Source organism: Brevundimonas sp. (assembly GCF_016463485.1).
Lineage (GTDB): Bacteria > Pseudomonadota > Alphaproteobacteria > Caulobacterales > Caulobacteraceae > Brevundimonas.
In genome coordinates this window covers 1-15,153 of record NZ_JAEMRD010000080.1, presented here as the reverse complement: position 1 = coordinate 15,153, position 15,153 = coordinate 1, and the positions used below count along the sequence as shown (strand labels likewise).

General features: G+C 66.4%; 15 protein-coding genes, 1 tRNA gene and 2 pseudogenes. 8 read left to right on the top strand and 10 right to left on the bottom strand.

Going from position 1 to position 15,153, the window contains the following annotated elements:
- The 6 genes from JHC99_RS11905 to JHC99_RS11880 all read right to left on the bottom strand — a co-directional run.
- On the bottom strand, positions 1 to 979 hold a 979-nt coding region (locus tag JHC99_RS11905; RefSeq protein WP_292154485.1), incomplete at its 3' end, for a BatA domain-containing protein.
- On the bottom strand, positions 976 to 1,860 hold the full coding sequence (locus JHC99_RS11900; protein WP_292154483.1) for a DUF58 domain-containing protein: 885 nt from the start codon (positions 1,858 to 1,860) through the stop codon (positions 976 to 978). The genes JHC99_RS11905 and JHC99_RS11900, both read right to left, overlap by 4 nt.
- A gap of 8 nt (positions 1,861 to 1,868) precedes the next feature.
- The gene (locus tag JHC99_RS11895) at positions 1,869 to 2,867 is read right to left on the bottom strand and encodes a MoxR family ATPase (RefSeq protein WP_292154482.1); all 999 of its coding nucleotides are present in this window, start codon (positions 2,865 to 2,867) and stop codon (positions 1,869 to 1,871) included.
- Between the two features lie 24 nt (positions 2,868 to 2,891).
- The gene (locus JHC99_RS11890) at positions 2,892 to 3,614 is read right to left on the bottom strand and encodes a DUF4159 domain-containing protein (RefSeq protein WP_292154480.1); all 723 of its coding nucleotides are present in this window, start codon (positions 3,612 to 3,614) and stop codon (positions 2,892 to 2,894) included.
- Between the two features lie 12 nt (positions 3,615 to 3,626).
- Positions 3,627 to 4,961 (bottom strand): TldD/PmbA family protein, encoded by a 1,335-nt coding sequence (locus tag JHC99_RS11885; protein WP_292154478.1) that lies wholly within the window; start codon positions 4,959 to 4,961, stop codon positions 3,627 to 3,629.
- Between the two features lie 34 nt (positions 4,962 to 4,995).
- Entirely contained in the window at positions 4,996 to 6,630 is a 1,635-nt protein-coding gene (locus tag JHC99_RS11880; RefSeq protein WP_292154476.1) for a TldD/PmbA family protein, read from the bottom strand.
- A gap of 179 nt (positions 6,631 to 6,809) precedes the next feature.
- Between JHC99_RS11880 and JHC99_RS11875 the strand changes: the two are divergent.
- Positions 6,810 to 7,040, top strand: a pseudogene (locus tag JHC99_RS11875) (IS3 family transposase); the annotation flags it as partial.
- A 15-nt stretch (positions 7,041 to 7,055) separates the two neighbouring features.
- Here the strand turns inward: JHC99_RS11875 and JHC99_RS11870 are convergent.
- Both JHC99_RS11870 and JHC99_RS11865 read right to left on the bottom strand, forming a co-directional pair.
- Positions 7,056 to 7,199, bottom strand: a pseudogene (locus tag JHC99_RS11870) (IS5/IS1182 family transposase); the annotation flags it as partial.
- A gap of 49 nt (positions 7,200 to 7,248) precedes the next feature.
- Positions 7,249 to 7,338, bottom strand: a tRNA-Ser gene (locus JHC99_RS11865).
- Positions 7,339 to 7,479: 141 nt separating this feature from the next.
- Between JHC99_RS11865 and JHC99_RS11860 the strand changes: the two genes are divergently transcribed.
- The 7 genes from JHC99_RS11860 to JHC99_RS11830 are packed head-to-tail and all read left to right on the top strand — an operon-like array spanning position 7,480 to position 12,957.
- Complete coding sequence (locus JHC99_RS11860) at positions 7,480 to 8,271, top strand: septal ring lytic transglycosylase RlpA family protein (RefSeq protein WP_292154474.1); 792 nt, start codon at positions 7,480 to 7,482, stop codon at positions 8,269 to 8,271.
- A 49-nt stretch (positions 8,272 to 8,320) separates the two neighbouring features.
- The gene (gene tmk / locus JHC99_RS11855) at positions 8,321 to 8,959 is read left to right on the top strand and encodes a dTMP kinase (protein ID WP_292154472.1); all 639 of its coding nucleotides are present in this window, start codon (positions 8,321 to 8,323) and stop codon (positions 8,957 to 8,959) included.
- A complete protein-coding gene (locus JHC99_RS11850; RefSeq protein ID WP_292154470.1) occupies positions 8,956 to 9,963 on the top strand; it encodes a DNA polymerase III subunit delta' in 1,008 nt (335 codons plus the stop codon). The genes tmk and JHC99_RS11850 overlap by 4 nt, the downstream gene beginning before the upstream one ends.
- Entirely contained in the window at positions 9,963 to 10,763 is an 801-nt protein-coding gene (locus tag JHC99_RS11845) for a TatD family hydrolase (RefSeq protein ID WP_292154468.1), read from the top strand. Before JHC99_RS11850 ends, JHC99_RS11845 begins: the two co-directional genes overlap by 1 nt.
- Positions 10,756 to 11,571 (top strand): MBL fold metallo-hydrolase, encoded by an 816-nt coding sequence (locus tag JHC99_RS11840; RefSeq protein WP_292154466.1) that lies wholly within the window; start codon positions 10,756 to 10,758, stop codon positions 11,569 to 11,571. The genes JHC99_RS11845 and JHC99_RS11840 overlap by 8 nt, the downstream gene beginning before the upstream one ends.
- A 47-nt stretch (positions 11,572 to 11,618) precedes the next feature.
- Positions 11,619 to 12,719 carry a PLP-dependent cysteine synthase family protein gene (locus JHC99_RS11835; RefSeq protein WP_292154463.1) on the top strand — a complete coding sequence of 367 codons (1,101 nt, stop codon included), beginning with the start codon at positions 11,619 to 11,621 and terminating at the stop codon, positions 12,717 to 12,719.
- 55 nt (positions 12,720 to 12,774) lie between these two features.
- Entirely contained in the window at positions 12,775 to 12,957 is a 183-nt protein-coding gene (locus JHC99_RS11830; RefSeq protein WP_013269402.1) for a DUF3606 domain-containing protein, read from the top strand.
- Between the two features lie 4 nt (positions 12,958 to 12,961).
- On the opposite strand, the gene JHC99_RS11825 is transcribed toward JHC99_RS11830, so the two are convergent.
- Positions 12,962 to 14,329, bottom strand: coding sequence for a DUF4861 family protein (locus JHC99_RS11825; protein ID WP_292154455.1), 1,368 nt, complete (start codon positions 14,327 to 14,329; stop codon positions 12,962 to 12,964).
- Positions 14,330 to 14,408: 79 nt separating this feature from the next.
- A partial coding sequence (locus tag JHC99_RS11820) for an FAD-dependent oxidoreductase (RefSeq protein WP_292154453.1) occupies positions 14,409 to 15,153 on the bottom strand: 745 nt, incomplete at its 5' end.

Genomic DNA, 15,153 nt, shown 5'->3' with positions numbered 1-15,153 from the left:
GGTCGAGCATGGTCTGGAGGGCGTCGGGAAAATCGGGCTCGACCAGCTGCGGGATGGCGGCGGGCTCCAGCGCGCGGGTCAGTCGAATGACGCGGCCGCGACCCAGACGACCGGCGACGGCCAGCGGTTCGCCCGCCGTACCGCGCCAGACGGTGATGGTCTCGCCCTCTACGGGAATACGGGCCTCAAGCGCGGTCAGGATGATCCCACCGTCCCGGACCCAGGCTTCGATCGGCTTAGGAACCGGGCCGGACGCGAGCCAGATCAGGTGGCGGGCACTACCCGGCACGGCGCGCCCGATCGCGGCGGCGTCGAAGGCGGGTTCGGTGTTCGCGGGTGTCCAGGCCGTGGCAGCAGCGCGGAAATAGCGGACGGCATCCTGGGCCTCCGGGCCATAACGGACGGTCAGGAAGGGCGGTTTGGGCGAAACTTTCCGGCGCGAGGGAAGCTCGGCACCGACCTTCCATTCGACGCGGCGGGACAGTTTCGGCCGTTCGGCATCGACGTTCTCGAGAGTCGCGGGGACGACCAACTTGACCGGCGCGTCGGCCGGCAGTTCGGCGTCGAGCTGGCGGATCAGGCTGACGATGTCATCGGACGCTGGCGGGGCGAGGGTGCCGTGCTCGGGGAAGCCGGGAGCGATCCAGACGACGTGGTCGCCCTTGTCCGTGACGGCGGCGACCGTGGCGGCATCCGCGCCGGGCGCGACGGCGACGACGGGCCGGGTGTCGGCAGCGTTCCTCAGAACGGGCGCGGCCAACCACAGGGCGATCAGCGCCAGAAGCAGGAGACGGGCGGCGAGCAGGAGGCGCTCGTCGATCATCAGACTTCGGCGGGGCTTTGGCGCGGCGTCGAGCCAGCGCAGGGCGGCGAAGTCGATCGTCCGGCTCTCGGTCCGGCGCGCAATATGGATGACGACCGGGATCGCCAGGGCCAGCAGGGCGGCCAGGCCGGCGGGGAGGAGGAAGGCGGGGCTCATCGACCGGTCGGCCGGAACAGGGCACGTAGGGGGATGTCCGCGCTCTCGTCGATGAAGTGTTCGACGTGGCGGATGCCGCGCGCTTCGAGCCGGGCGGCCAAGGCGGCGCGGGCGGCGGCGAAGCGAGTGAGGTAGTCGGCGCGCAGGGAGCGGCCGTCGCCGACTACCTCGGCACCGGTCTCCGGGTCGTGGAAGCGGTAACCCTGGTCGAAGGGAAAATCGCGTTCGTCGCCGGTCAGGATCTGGACCAGGCAGATGTCGCGACCCGAGGCGGCGAGCCGTTCGGCGGTCGCGATACAGCCCTCGTCGAAGCCGTCGGTCAGGATGACGATCAGGTCTCGCGCGCCCATTTGTTCGCCGAAAACGCCGACGTCGCGGGTCCAGTCGGTGACGCCTGCGGCCTGTAGCGGGGCGAGGGTCAGCAACACCCTGTCGCGATGGCGACCGCCCGAATGCGGCGTCAGGACCATGGGGCCCTCGGCGCGCTCGACGACGACGCCGAACCGATCGCCTTGATAAAGGGCGATCTCGATCAAGCTGGCGGCGACCCGTCGCGCGGCGTCGAAGCGCGACCAGTCGGGGCGGGCGATGTCGGCCTGGGCCATGGAGGCGCTGGCGTCCAGCACGATCCAGATGGCGACCGGGCTCTCGCGCTCTGCGTCGCGGACGAAGAATCTGTCAGAGCGGGCGTAGAGCTTCCAGTCGATGGCCCGCAAGTCGTCGCCGCGCTCATAGGCCCGATACTGGGCGAACTCGAGCCCGCCGCCCTTGTTGCGGCTGTCGTGCACCCCGGCCGCCGACAGCACCGCCGCGCGACGCGGGACGATGGACAGGCGGCGAAGCTGGCTGCGCAACTCCGGAGGCAGGTCGAGCGGAGACATGCTCTCGATCAGTCGGGCGTCGGCGCGGGCAGTGCGGCGACAAGTGCGGCCACGACATCGTCGGCCGTCTTGCGCTCGGCCTCGGCGGCGAAGGACAGCAGGATACGGTGGCGCAGGACCGGGGCGGCCAGGGCGACCACGTCCTCGCGCGTCGCCGCGAGCCGTCCGTGCAGCAGGGCGCGCGCCTTGGCGGCCAAGACCAGGGCCTGACCTGCGCGTGGGCCGGCACCCCAGCGGACGTAGTCCTGCACGGCTTTCGGAGCCTCGGCTGACGGACGGGTGGCGCGGACGAGCGAGGTGATCCAGGTCAGCAGGGCCTCGCCGATATAGACGTCGCGCACCCATTTCTGCAGGGCGACGATGTCCTCGCCGACCATGACCTGGGGCACGGTGCCGATGCCCGATCCGGTCGTCGCGACCAGGATCGCGCGTTCCTCCTCGGCCGTCGGATAGCCGACGCGGATGTTGAGCAGGAAGCGGTCGAGCTGGGCCTCGGGAAGGGGATAGGTGCCGGCCTGTTCCAGCGGATTCTGGGTCGCGAGGACGAAGAAGGGCTCGTTCAGTTTATGGGTCACCCCGGCGTAGGAAACCGTGTGTTCCTGCATGGCTTCCAGCAGGGCGGCCTGCGTCTTGGGCGGGGTGCGGTTCAGTTCGTCGGCGAGGAACAGGTTGGTGAAGACCGGGCCGGGCTGAAAGCGGAAGCTGCGATGACCGGTGCCGTGATCCTCCTCCAGCACCTCGGTGCCCAGGATGTCGGACGGCATCAGGTCGGGGGTGAACTGGACGCGGCGGAACTCCAGATGCAGGGCTTGACCCAGGGTGCGGACCAGCAGGGTCTTGCCGAGGCCCGGCACGCCCTCGATCAGGCAGTGACCGCCGGCGAGCAGGCCGATCAGCAGCTGTTCGACGACCTCGTTCTGACCGACGATGGCCTGGCCAATCGCGGCCTTCAGCTTGCCGAGTTGCTCCAGTCGGGCGTCGATTTCGAATTGGGTAGGCGTGGTCATGGAGACTCCGGGGAGGAGGAGAGGTCAGGCTGTCAGGGCGTAGAGGATAATGTTGACCGCGAATTTGGTGTTGTCCTCGGCGAGGAAACGCTTGTTGCGCCAGTCGTAGTCCCACTCGCACCCGTAGTCCTTGTTCGAGTAGAGCACGCCCAGCCGGCCATCGATCTCGACGCCCTTGAGGTAGTCGTGGATGAGGTCGTCACCCCAGCCGTTCAGCTCGAAGCTGGTCGCAGGCGGCCCATCCTCGAACTCGAAAAAGCTGCGGTAGATGCCGTGGTTGTTGGGCAGTTTCTTCAGGGCGTCGGCACCGAAGATCGCGGCCATCTGGCGCTCGAAGGTCACGGCGAACAGACCGTCGATGTCGTGGTTGCAGTCGTCGACGAAGACGAAACCACCGTTTCGCACATAGCGTTCGAAATTGCGTACCTCTGCCGTGTTGAACTCGACCAGCTTGTGGCCCGCCAGGTAACAGAAGGGGGCGGTCAGCATGGCCGGGTCGGCCAGGGCCACGACCCGTTCTTCGGGGTCGACCCGCAGGTTGGTGTAGTCGACCAGGGAGGTCAGGATGTTGGCCGGCATCCGCTGGTCCACGTCCCAGTCTCCGGAATCGTAGCGCAGCCGGGTGAACCAGAAATCGTAGGTCGCCTGAGCGTCGGCGGCGCGTGGAAAGCCTGCGAGCAGGGTTCCCAACGCGCCGCCGGTCAGCAGTCGCAAGGCCTCGGCGCGTGTCATACTCGAACGCGACACACGCTCTTCCGATCAGACTGCGTCGGACAGGGAGGTGAAGGTGAAGTCGCGCAGACGCATCGGCGGGATCATCATGGACAGGTTGGTCTCATCACCGCCGACCCGGACGGGACGGCCCAGCTCGTCGATGTTGTTCAGCATGATCACGGGAGACTCGTTGAAGCGGAAGTTCTTGAGCGGATACTTCAACTCACCGTTCTCGATGTAGAAGGTGCCATCCCGGGTCAGGCCGGTCAGCAGAACGGTCTGCGGATCCACCATCCGGATGTACCAGGTACGGCTGACCAGGATGCCGCGTTCGGTTTCGCGGACCAGCTCCGATATCGATTTGGTGCCGCCCGCCATGATCAGGTTGCCGGGGCCGGCATTGGCGGCCTTGCCCTGCTTGTCGGCCCAGTAGCGGTCGTAGTTCAGGTTGGCGATCTTGCCGTCCCTGACGAAGTCCATCCGCTCGCGCGGCAGACCGCTGCCGTCCCAAGGCAGGACGGGTGCCTCGTCATGCCAGGGATCGGACGTGAGGTTGACGCGGGGATCGAAGACCTGTTCGCCGATCTTGTTGCCGCCGCCCGCCTTGGACAGGAAGCTGCGGCCCTCGTCGGCCTGACGGGCACCAAAAAAGTTGAACATGAACGAGATCAGGCCGGCGGCCGCGGCGGGCTCCAGAATGACCGTGTACTTGCCGGGCTCCAGCGCCTGGGCTTCGACAGAGGCCGAGGCCTTGCGCATGGCCACCTGAATGTCGCTGTCGACGTTGAAGTCGCCGGCGTCCTTCAGGCTTCGGCCGACCCAGCCCGAGCCTCTGCCGTCCTCGGTGCGCACGGTGCAGGTGTAGTTGAGGCTGGTCGCGCGCTGATAGCCGAAATTTCCGTTCGAGTTGGCGAAGGCGGTGAAACCTGCGCCGTCGTTCAGGAAACCGGCGGCGATCAGCTTCTGGGACTTGCAGGGGTCGATCGAGGCGCGGGCGATCTCGGCCCGGTTCTCCGGCGTGATGGCGGCGGTGGCGGCATTGAAGGTGTCGCTGGCGCGGTAGGCCTGCTTCTGCACCGCAGGCATGAACTCGGGGTTCTCCGGAGCGAGCCTGGCCAGTTCCTCCGCCCGCTTGACGACGCGGGCGAGGGCACCGTCCGAGAACTCGTTGATTGTGGCCGTGCCGACCCGTTTTCCGAAGGCGACCTGGACACTGAGCTGGGTGTCCGAGACCACGCCCGAGGTGGAAACATTGTTGAGGGCGAAACGGATATTGCCCTGGGTTCCGCCGCCCAGTTGGGCGGTGCATTCGTCGGCGGTCGACAGTGCGATCACCTTGTCGAGGATCGTCTTGGCCTCGTCTTGCGTCATGATGCTCATTTGATTTTTCCCATTCTTTCTCAGCGGGGTCCGATCAACCGAGCGAACGCGCGGTGTTGATGACGTTGATGCCGTCGAAGCGGGTCGTCGACGAGCCGTGGCTGACGGCCGAGACCTGGCTGGGCTGGCCCTTGCCGTCGAAGAAGGAACCGAACATCCGGTAGTCGCTCTCGTCGCAGATCGCCGAACAGGCGTTCCAGAATTCGGGCGTCCGCATCTGGTAGGCGACGTCCTCCAGCGGCCTGGTGATCTCGCCGTTCTTGATCTCGTAGAACAGGGTGCCGCCGAACTGGGCGTTGTAGCGCTGCTGATCGATCGAGAAGGAGCCGCGCCCCAGGATGTAGATGCCGTTCTCGACGTTCTTGATCATGTCGTCGACCTTCATCGGGCTCGTCCCCGGCTTCAGCGAGATGTTGGCCATCCGCTGGAACTGGACCGTCGACCAGCTGTCGGCGTAGGAACAGCCGTCCGAGGCGGTCTTGCCCAGGATGTGGGCCTGGTCGCGCGTGGCCTGATAATCGACCAGCTTTCCGCCTTCGATGAGATTCCATTCCTTGGTCTGGACGCCTTCGTCGTCGTATCCGACCGCGCCCAGCGATCCGACCTGGGTCTTGTCGGCGACGATGTTGACGATCTCCGAGCCGTATTGGAAACGGCTCTCGCGCTTGTCGAGCGTGGCGAAACTTGTACCAGCGTAGTTGGCCTCGTAGCCCAGCACACGGTCCAGCTCGAGCGGGTGACCAACCGATTCGTGGATGGTCAGGCCAAGATGGTTGGGGTCCAGAACCAGATCGTAGGACCCCGGACGGACCGACGTCGCCGTCAGTTTCTCGCGCGCCTGCTCAGCGGCGGCGATGGCGTCCTTGGTCATGTCATAGGACATGCCGTAGCTGACCACGCCGTTGGAGGCGACGATCTGGTCTGCCGTGTTGCCGTCCAGATATTCATAGCCCAGGCCCATGGGCACCGAGAGGCCGTCGCGGGTGCGGAATTTGCCGGTGGTCTGGTCGATCGCCGTGACCGTGAAGGGTGCCCAGATGCGGTGCACGTCCTGATCGATGTAGGAGCCGTCCGAGCTGGCGAAATACTTCTGCTCATTGACCAGGAAGAGCTGTGAGTTGACGAAGCTGGCGCCGCCATTCATCGCCGCGGCATTGACGCCCAGCAGAAGCGCGACCTTTTCGGCGATCGGCACCTCCATGGCGTTGCGACGGATCGGGGTGCGCCAGGATACCTCGCCGACGCCCTGCGTCGCAGCCAGTCGGACCGGCTGAGTCTGGTGCTTGGCGTTGGCCTTGGCGATGGCGACGGCCAGTCTGGCGGCGGCGGACACGGCTTCGGCCGTCATGTCGTTCGTGGCGGCAAAGCCCCACGCCCCGTCGGCGATGACGCGGACGCCTGTGCCTGTTGATTCGGTGTTGACGACGTTCTGGACGTTGGCTTCGCGGGTGATCACGAACTGGCGCATGTAGCGACCGACGCGCACGTCGCAGTAGGATGCCCCTGCGGCCGCGGCCGCGCTCAGCCCGGCGTCAGCGAGACGCTTCTTGACCGCCAGATCGATGGTTTCGACCAGTTGTTCGGCCGCGATGGCCCGCCCCGAGAACCCGGGCACAAGAAGTCCTCCGGCACCGATGCCGCATGCGGCGAGGAATGAACGTCGATCCAAGGCTGTTCTCCACCAGATTGCCCGTCACAATACGCAGGGTTCTGCCGGGCTCCTTGACGAGGCCCTCGATTGCGCTGGCGTCATCTTTGACACCCGTCCAGCGGACGTCAAATGATCGACGCCGTTAGTCCGTATCATTACAAAAACTTCACGCCGAAGCCGTGACGATCGAACGACGATCTTTGAGCGGGCTTTCTCATGCATGCTCAGCTGACGGCTGGGACATTGCCCTGATGAAAAGCTTCTCCCGCACCTCCAGATTCGAACGCGTCCATCACCGTGTCTTCGCCGCGCACGACCAGGCTCGGCGAGATCTGTTCGGCTACATACAAGGCTTCTCAAATGCCCGTCGCAAGAACTCAGCACTGGGCTACATCAGCCCCGCCGCGGCCGAACGCAGAGCGAATTAGGCTCAGGCCTCCTGGCCAGAACAGCAAAGTAGAGGCCGGGGCGATGGCGGACACGAAGACGGTCGGGCATCGATCGTAGCAAGTGGCGACGCGCAGCCAGTCTTTGAACCGCCCGAACATAATCTCGATACGGTTTCGGCTTTTGTATCGGCGCTTGTCGCAAAGGATAGGTTGATCTCAACCTATTGATATTCATAGGGACAGGCGCTGGCGGAAGAGGTGGGATTCGAACCCACGGACGGGTTTCCCCGTCGCCGGTTTTCAAGACCGGTTCCTTAAACCACTCGGACACTCTTCCTGACCGCGACACTGCGATCGCCCGGAGGCGTTCGCGCTGCGGCGGGTGCATAGCAGGCCTTGAGCCGATTAACCAAAACGGAAATGTCTGTCGGCACAATCGGTAGCCTGCCGGGCTCTTCCGGCCGCCGGAGAGCCGCTCATGAGAGCCGCCTGGACAAGGGGTGCGCTGATCCTGGCCCTGACCGGGTTTCTGGGCGCGTGCGCCGGCCTTGGTGGGGCAGGGGGCGGGTCCCGGGCCCCGGTCGTGCGTGATCCGGCCCCGATCGTAGCCGGCACGATGCGACCCTATCAGGTGCGCGGTCGCTGGTACCGCCCGGCCGAACAGCCGGACTATGACGAGACCGGCATGGCCTCATGGTACGGAGCCCAGTTCAACGGTCGCCCGACCGCCAGCGGCGAACGGTTCGACATGACGGCCCTGAGCGCCGCTCACAAGACCCTGCCGCTGCCGGCGCTGGTCGAGGTCACCAACCTGGCCAACGGCCGCTCGGCCATCGTGCGGGTCAACGATCGCGGCCCCTTCGCCGAGAACCGCATCATCGACCTGTCGCGCGCCGCAGCCGAGGAGATCGGCCTGCTGGCCCGAGGCGTCGGCGAGGTTCGCGTCCGATATATCGGCCCTGCGCCCCGCAGCGGCGGTGCCGGTATCCAGTATGCCTCTTCCCGCCCGGGCGAACCGGCCCGCCCACGTGGCCGTGAAGACGACGATCGGTTCTGGGTCCAGGCCGGTTCGTTTTCAAACAGCGACGCCGCCCACCTGGCCGCCGAATCGCTGGGCGATCGGGCCAGGGTCAGCGCCGCTCGCGTCGACGGCCGCCGTTATTTCCGCGTCCTGGTGGGCCCCTGGGATGACGCCAACACGGCTGAACAGGCGCGTCAGGGCATTGTGGCGCGCGGCGTGCGCGATGCCCTGTTGATATCCGGCCGCTGATTTCGTCCCCGGGGTTGGCCCCGGGCGTCCCCGCCGTCATTGTGCGCCGATGCGCGGACGGTTCATCACATTCGAAGGCGGCGAGGGGGCCGGCAAGTCCACCCAGGTCGCCCGCCTTACTGAAACCCTGCGCAGCCAGGGTATCGACGTCGTCCGGACCCGCGAACCCGGCGGCTCGACCGGTGCCGAACAGATTCGCGATCTCGTCCTGAACGGTTCGGCCGAACGCTGGTCGCCGATGACCGAGACCCTGCTGATGTATGCCGCCCGGGCCGATCATCTGGAGCGCACCATTCGACCCGCCCTGGCCGCCGGCCGGTGGGTGCTGTGCGACCGTTTCGCCGATTCCAGCCGCGCGTACCAAGGGGCCGGTGGCGGGGTCGATGCGGCCTTCATCGAACACATGGACGCCGCCGTCGTCGGTGCCGATCAACCAGACCTGACCCTGATTTTCGACCTGCCCGTCGAGATCGGCCTGGCGCGTGCACTGGGGCGGGGCGATGCGTCCGAAGTCCGTTTCGAATCCAAGGGCCACGCTTTCCATCAGCGCCTGCGCGAGGGTTTCGCCGCCATCGCCGCCGCCCATCCGGACCGCTGCCGCGTCGTCGACGCCCAGGGCGATCCCGACGCGGTCTTCGCCCGGGTCAAGGCGGCGATCGAGCCACTGCTGGCCGCCGTAACGGCATGAGCGAGCATCCGCGCGACCGGTTCGACCTGCAACCGTCGCCGGACGCCGAGCGGGCCTTCGAGGACGCCCGGACGCGTGGGCGTCTGCACCACGCCTGGCTGTTATGCGGCCCAGAGGGCGTCGGGAAGGCGACCTTCGCCTATCGCGCCGCTCGGCGATTGCTGGGTGCAGCGCCCGACCCGTCGCGCGGTCCGCTGGGCAGCCGTCCCGACGATCCGGTCTGTCGCCTGATCTCGGCCCAGTCCCATCCCGATCTGCTGGTGCTGGAGCGGTTGGTCGACGGTGGCAAGACCAAGAAATCCATATCGGTCGATCAGGCCCGAGACCTGCCCGAGTTCTTCTCCAAGAGCCCGTCCCAGGCCCAGGCCCGAGTGGCGATCATCGACGCCGCAGATGACCTGAACCCAAACGCTGCCAATGCCTTGCTCAAGATTCTTGAAGAACCGCCAGAGCATGGCGTTGTGCTGATGGTCACCCATGCGCCCGGCCGTTTGCTGGCCACCATCCGGTCGCGCTGTCGTCGCCTGGCCTTTCCGGTCTGGTCGCAGGAGGCCCTCCGCCGCCTGGTGTTGGACCGTTCCGACATCGACGAGGACGAGGCCGAACGGATCGCTGCCATGGCCGCAGGGTCGCCCGGCGCGGCTCTGGCCCTGTCGGGTGGCCCCGCTCTCGACGCTGACCGCCTCGCGCGTCGCTGGGTCGAGGACGGCGTCGTAGATCGCGCCGAACAGCAGAAGATCGCCGATACCTTTCGGGGCCCTGAGGGTCAGGCGCGCTTCGATACTCTGATGGACCGGTTGATCGCGGCGGTGAAGGCCCAGGCGCTGGATCAGCCGGCGGGGCAGGGGAGCGACTGGGCTGATCTGTGGAGCCGCCTGTCGGAACTGCCCGATCGCACCGCCGGGCTCAACCTCGACCGGGGCGATGCGCTCGCCGGGGCCCTGGCCGATCTGGCGCGGGTCAAGACCAACAGCCGGGCCATGGGTCGGGGCAGAGCCGCCTGATGCTGATCGACAGCCACGTCAACCTGCACGCCCACCAGTTCGACGAGGACCGCGACGCCGTCATTGACCGGGCCCGCGCCGCCGGCGTCGGCCTGATGGTTGAGATTTCGGACAAGCTCTCGACCTTCGAGGCGACCCACGCCCTGGCCATGGCGCACGAAGACATCTGGTGCACCGTCGGTGCCCATCCGCATGAGGCCAAGGATCACACCGACATGACGGCGGCCGACCTGATCGCCCTGGCCCAGCGGCCGCGCGTGGTCGGCATCGGCGAATGCGGTCTGGATTTCCACTATGATCTCAGCCCCCGCGAGCTCCAGGCCGAGGTGTTCCGTCGTCACATCGACGCCGCCCGCCAGACCGGCCTGCCGCTGGTCGTCCATACCCGCGAGGCCGACGCCGTCATGGCCGAAATCCTGAGCGAGGAACAGGCGAGGGGGTCGTTCAAGTTCCTCATGCACTGCTACACGAGCGGCCCCGAACTCGCTGTTATGGCAGCAGAACTTGGCGGATGGTTCTCGGTCTCGGGCATTGCCACCTTCAAGGCCGCAGAGGACGTGCGTCAGGTCATCCGGGCCATGCCGGCCGACCGCATCATCGTCGAGACCGACTGCCCCTACCTGGCACCGATCCCGTACCGGGGCCGTCGTAATGAGCCGGCCTATGTCGGTCACGTCCTGACCAAGCTGGCCGAAATCCGGGACTGGTCGCCGGAGGAGGCTGACCGCCGCACGACTGACGCCTTCTTCGCCCTGTTCGACTCCATTCCTGATCCCCGCCGGACTTCAGACCATGTCTGAGCTGGAGATCACCATCCTCGGCTGCGGTTCGTCCGGTGGGGTGCCGCGTGGCGACGGCGACTGGGGCAGCTGCGACCCGCACGAGCCCAAGAACCGCCGCAGCCGCTGCTCCATGATGGCCAGGCGGCGTGGCGCGGATGGCGACACTGTCGCGCTCATCGACACCTCGCCGGATCTGCGCACCCAGATGCTGTCCGCCTCGGTCACGGCCCTCGACGCGGTTCTCTATACCCATGATCACGCCGACCAGACCCATGGCATCGATGACCTTCGGGTCTTCGCCATCCGCAACCGCAAGCGCATTCCGGCCTGGATGGACCCGCCGACCCATGCGGCCCTGTCGCATCGGTTCGACTACATCTTCGAGAGCAAGCACGGCTATCCTGCCATCGTCGAGGCCCGCGCCATCCCGCCGCACGGTGATCTGTGGTCTGTCGACGGCCCTGGCGGCGCGATCCCGATCGTGACCTTCGACCAGGCCCACGGGCCGATCCGCTCGGTCGGCTACCGGCTGGGGCCGGACCGTGTCGGCGGCGTCAGCTATTCGAGCGACGTATCCGATCTGGATGACGTTGCCCTGGACGCTGTGCGCGGTTCCGATCTCTGGATCGTCGATGCGCTGCGCTGGACGCCACATCCGACCCACGCCCACGTCGACCGTGCCCTGGACTGGATCGCAAGCGCCGAGGTGAAGCGCGCCGTGCTGACGAACCTGCATATCGATCTGGATTACAACGACTTGAAGGCCAGAGTTCCGGCCAATGTCGATGTCGCATACGACGGCTGGTCTACGGCCATACCGCTCTGACCTCGTCTATTATTTCGCATAATATATCTTAGGCGCAAACCGTATCCATGTCCGACGTCCTGCCCATATCCACTTCGGCACCGGTCTCCCGGGACTGGACGGCTCACGCCGTGCGCAGGATCGAGGCTGACTACAACCGCTCGGCCGACACCCATCTGATCCCCGTCGACCTGCCTGCGCTGGCCGACATCGCCCTCTACCTCAAGGACGAGTCCAGCCACCCGACCGGCAGCCTCAAGCACCGCCTGGCCCGGTCCCTGTTCCTCTACGCCCTGTGCAACGGCTGGATCGGCGAAGGCATGACGATCATCGAGGCCTCCAGCGGTTCGACAGCGGTGTCGGAGGCCTATTTCGCCAGGATGCTGAAACTGCCCTTCATCGCCGTGGTCCCGCGCTCCACCGCGCCGGAGAAGATCCAGGCCATCGAGTTCTACGGCGGTCGCTGCCATTTCGTGGACCGGCCCGGCGACGCCTATGCCGCGTCCGAACAACTGGCCCGCGAACTCGGCGGCCACTACATGGACCAGTTCACCTATGCCGAGCGCGCCACCGACTGGCGCGGCAACAACAATATCGCCGAGAGCATCTTCGCCCAGATGTCGCGCGAGCCCTGTCCCGTGCCGCGCTGGATCGTCTGTGGTGCCGGCACCGGCGGCACCTCGGCCACCATCGGCCGCTTCGCACGCTACAATCTGCATGACACGCATGTGTGCGTCGCGGACCCGGAGGCCTCTGTCTTCCACCGCCACTGGGCCGACCGCACGGTTCAGACGACGTCTGAAGCGCCCTCCCGCATCGAAGGCATCGGCCGCGCCCGCGTCGAGCCCTCCTTCATCCCCGGCGTCATCGACCGGATGATCGCTGTCCCCGACGTCGCCTCGATCGCCGCCGCGCGGGTGCTGAGCCGTCGACTGGGCCGTCGCGTCGGCGGATCGACGGGCACCAACCTGTGGGCCTGTGCCCTGCTGGCGTCCGAGATGGCCGAGGCGGGTCAGCGCGGCTCGATCGTCTCCATCCTGTGCGACCACGGCGACCGCTACGCGTCCAGCTATTTCAACGACGACTGGCTGTCGGCCCAGGGCTTTGATGTCGGGCCGTGCGAGCGCAGAATGGACGCCTTCTTCGCCGACGGCCGCCTACCGGTCTGACGCAGCAGACGTCCCCTACCCACTGATCCTGTTCATATTTCTAACGGAACCCTACATGGCCGGTCTCAAGGACAAGCGCGGCTTCATCGACAAGGACCGCCTCGACCTGTCGGAACGCCAGGCCGTCGAATACTGGATGAAGCGCTGGGGCGTCACGCGCGATCAGATCACCGCCGCTCATCGCAAGGCCGGTCGCATGGTCAAGGATATCGCGGCCGAACTGGGCAAGAAGCGCTGACGCGTCAGGGCTTGCGGTCCTCCCGCACGGCCTCCAGCCTCGGCGGACTGCTGTAGCTGCGGGCGCTGGCGGCGACGTAGTCGGCGAAGGCCTGTGGGGTCTTCAGCACCTCGCCCTCGCTCCATCCGGCCGCCAGCATGTAGCGATAGGTCCCATCGGCCCGCGCCGGGATGCGATAGACGTGGTTGCCGCCACGTCCCTCCACGAACTGATACCGACCCCCGGCATCGTCGGGCACGATCAACGCCGTACCGGCGTACAGGATCGGCGCCTGCTGCTGCAGCCCCTCGACATCGTCCGGATTGCGGAGCGCTTCGGGCGCGGCCGTGACGACCATATTGCCTTCTTGCCGTACGAAATTCTCGCCCGGCCGACGCCGCACCCCGACCGCGAAATCGGCCCCCGCCGCCCCCGGCTCCCACGTCGGAAACCGCACCTCTGCGGTCGTGTAGTTCTGGCCGGCATAGGCGGTATAGGTCTGTTCGACCGCATATCGCCCCTGCCCCGTGTTCCAGTTCATCGTGCGAACCCGCACCATGCTGCGCAGCGGGCCGTTGACCAAGACCTCGAAGCTGTAGCGGGTATCCGACTGCTGGCCGGCGTTGAACCGGTGCTCGGTATCCGCCGCCGGGCTGAAGCGCGGCCGCGCCAGCACGTCGCCCTCGAACACCCCGATCCCGCCGCCGCCGAAACTGTCGTCCACTGACTGGATGTCGGCCCCGTAGTCCGGGTTCTCGGCCGAGACGCCGTAGCCGTCCAGGTTGCCCATATAGAGCCGGTTGGACATCAGCAGGGGTTTGCGCTTTGCATAGATGTCGATGTCGGTCGGAAACCAAAGCTTCCACCCCACGTTCTCGCTCTCCCAGAACGGCACCGTGTGCCGCATATAGGAGCCGATCGCCGCATGGGTCCGGTGCTGGTTCCAGCCGCGATGCTGGAATCCGCGATAGACATAGAAGGTCCGCCGCTCGCCCGCCTTCAGGTCCGCCACGAAGAACAGCTCGTCCCAGACGCCGTCGCGATCCAGATCGTCGAACTGATAGTCGATCGCCCGCCCGTTCGTCTCGCCCCGCCGCTCATGCGGCCCCTGACGCGCCAGCAGCGCCGGCGTCGGCTCCGGCCGGGATTGCCCTGCGGGATCCACCATGGTCGCCGTCAGTTCCTGGATATCGGCCAACATCGGCAACTGATCGCGCCGTATGACGATGGGCTGATCCTTGCGATCTTCGTCCAGGTCGTTGGCGATGACGATCGCGACGCGCGCGACGGGTACGAAATCGCCTTGGGTATACCAGCCATCCTGAGCGAGTGCATGGCCCCCTGCCCCGGCCAATCCCAATCCGATCACCAGCCCGCCAAACAATCTGACCATATCGTCCTCCGTCGGTCTCAAGCCGATTTGTCGGACGAATGTCGCGGCTTCGAGCCGCTTTGTCTACCGGTGTCAGAGCCTAGAGGTGGATCGTCCGCCCGTAAGCATCCAGCGCCGCCTCGTGCATGGCCTCCGACATGGTCGGGTGCGGATAGACGATGCCGTGGATGTCTTCCTCGGTGGCTTCCATGGTGATGGCGGTGACATAGCCCTGGATCATCTCGGTGACCTCGTGGCCGATCATGTGGGCGCCGATCAGGGCGCCGGTCCTGGCGTCGAAGATGACCTTGACGAAGCCGTCGATCTCGCCCGCCGCCACGGCCTTGCCGTTCACGCGGAAGGGGAAGCGACCGATCTTGACCTCGCGCTTGGCCTCGCGGGCCCCCTGCTCCGTCACCCCGACCGAGGCGACCTGGGGCTGGGCATAGGTGCAGCCGGCGATGGGCGAGACCACGTTTGGGGTCTTGTAGCCCGCGATATACTCGGCGGCGTGGATGCCCTCGTGCGACGCCTTGTGTGCCAGCCAGGGCGCGCCGGCGCAGTCGCCGATGGCGTAAAGCCCCTTCACATTGCTGGCGCAGTGGCCGTCGATCTTGATGTGGCCCCGGTCCAGAACGACGCCCAGCGCCTCCAGCCCGATGCCGTCTGTGTTTGCGGTGATGCCGACCGCAGAGATACAGACCTCGGCTTCGAGCGTTTCCGCCTTGCCCCCGGCTTCGATCGCGACCTGCACGCCCTTGCCGGCCTTCTTGACGGCGGTGACCTTGCAGCCGGTGCGGAACTTGATGCCGCGCTTCTCGAACGACTTCTGGGCGGCCTTGGAG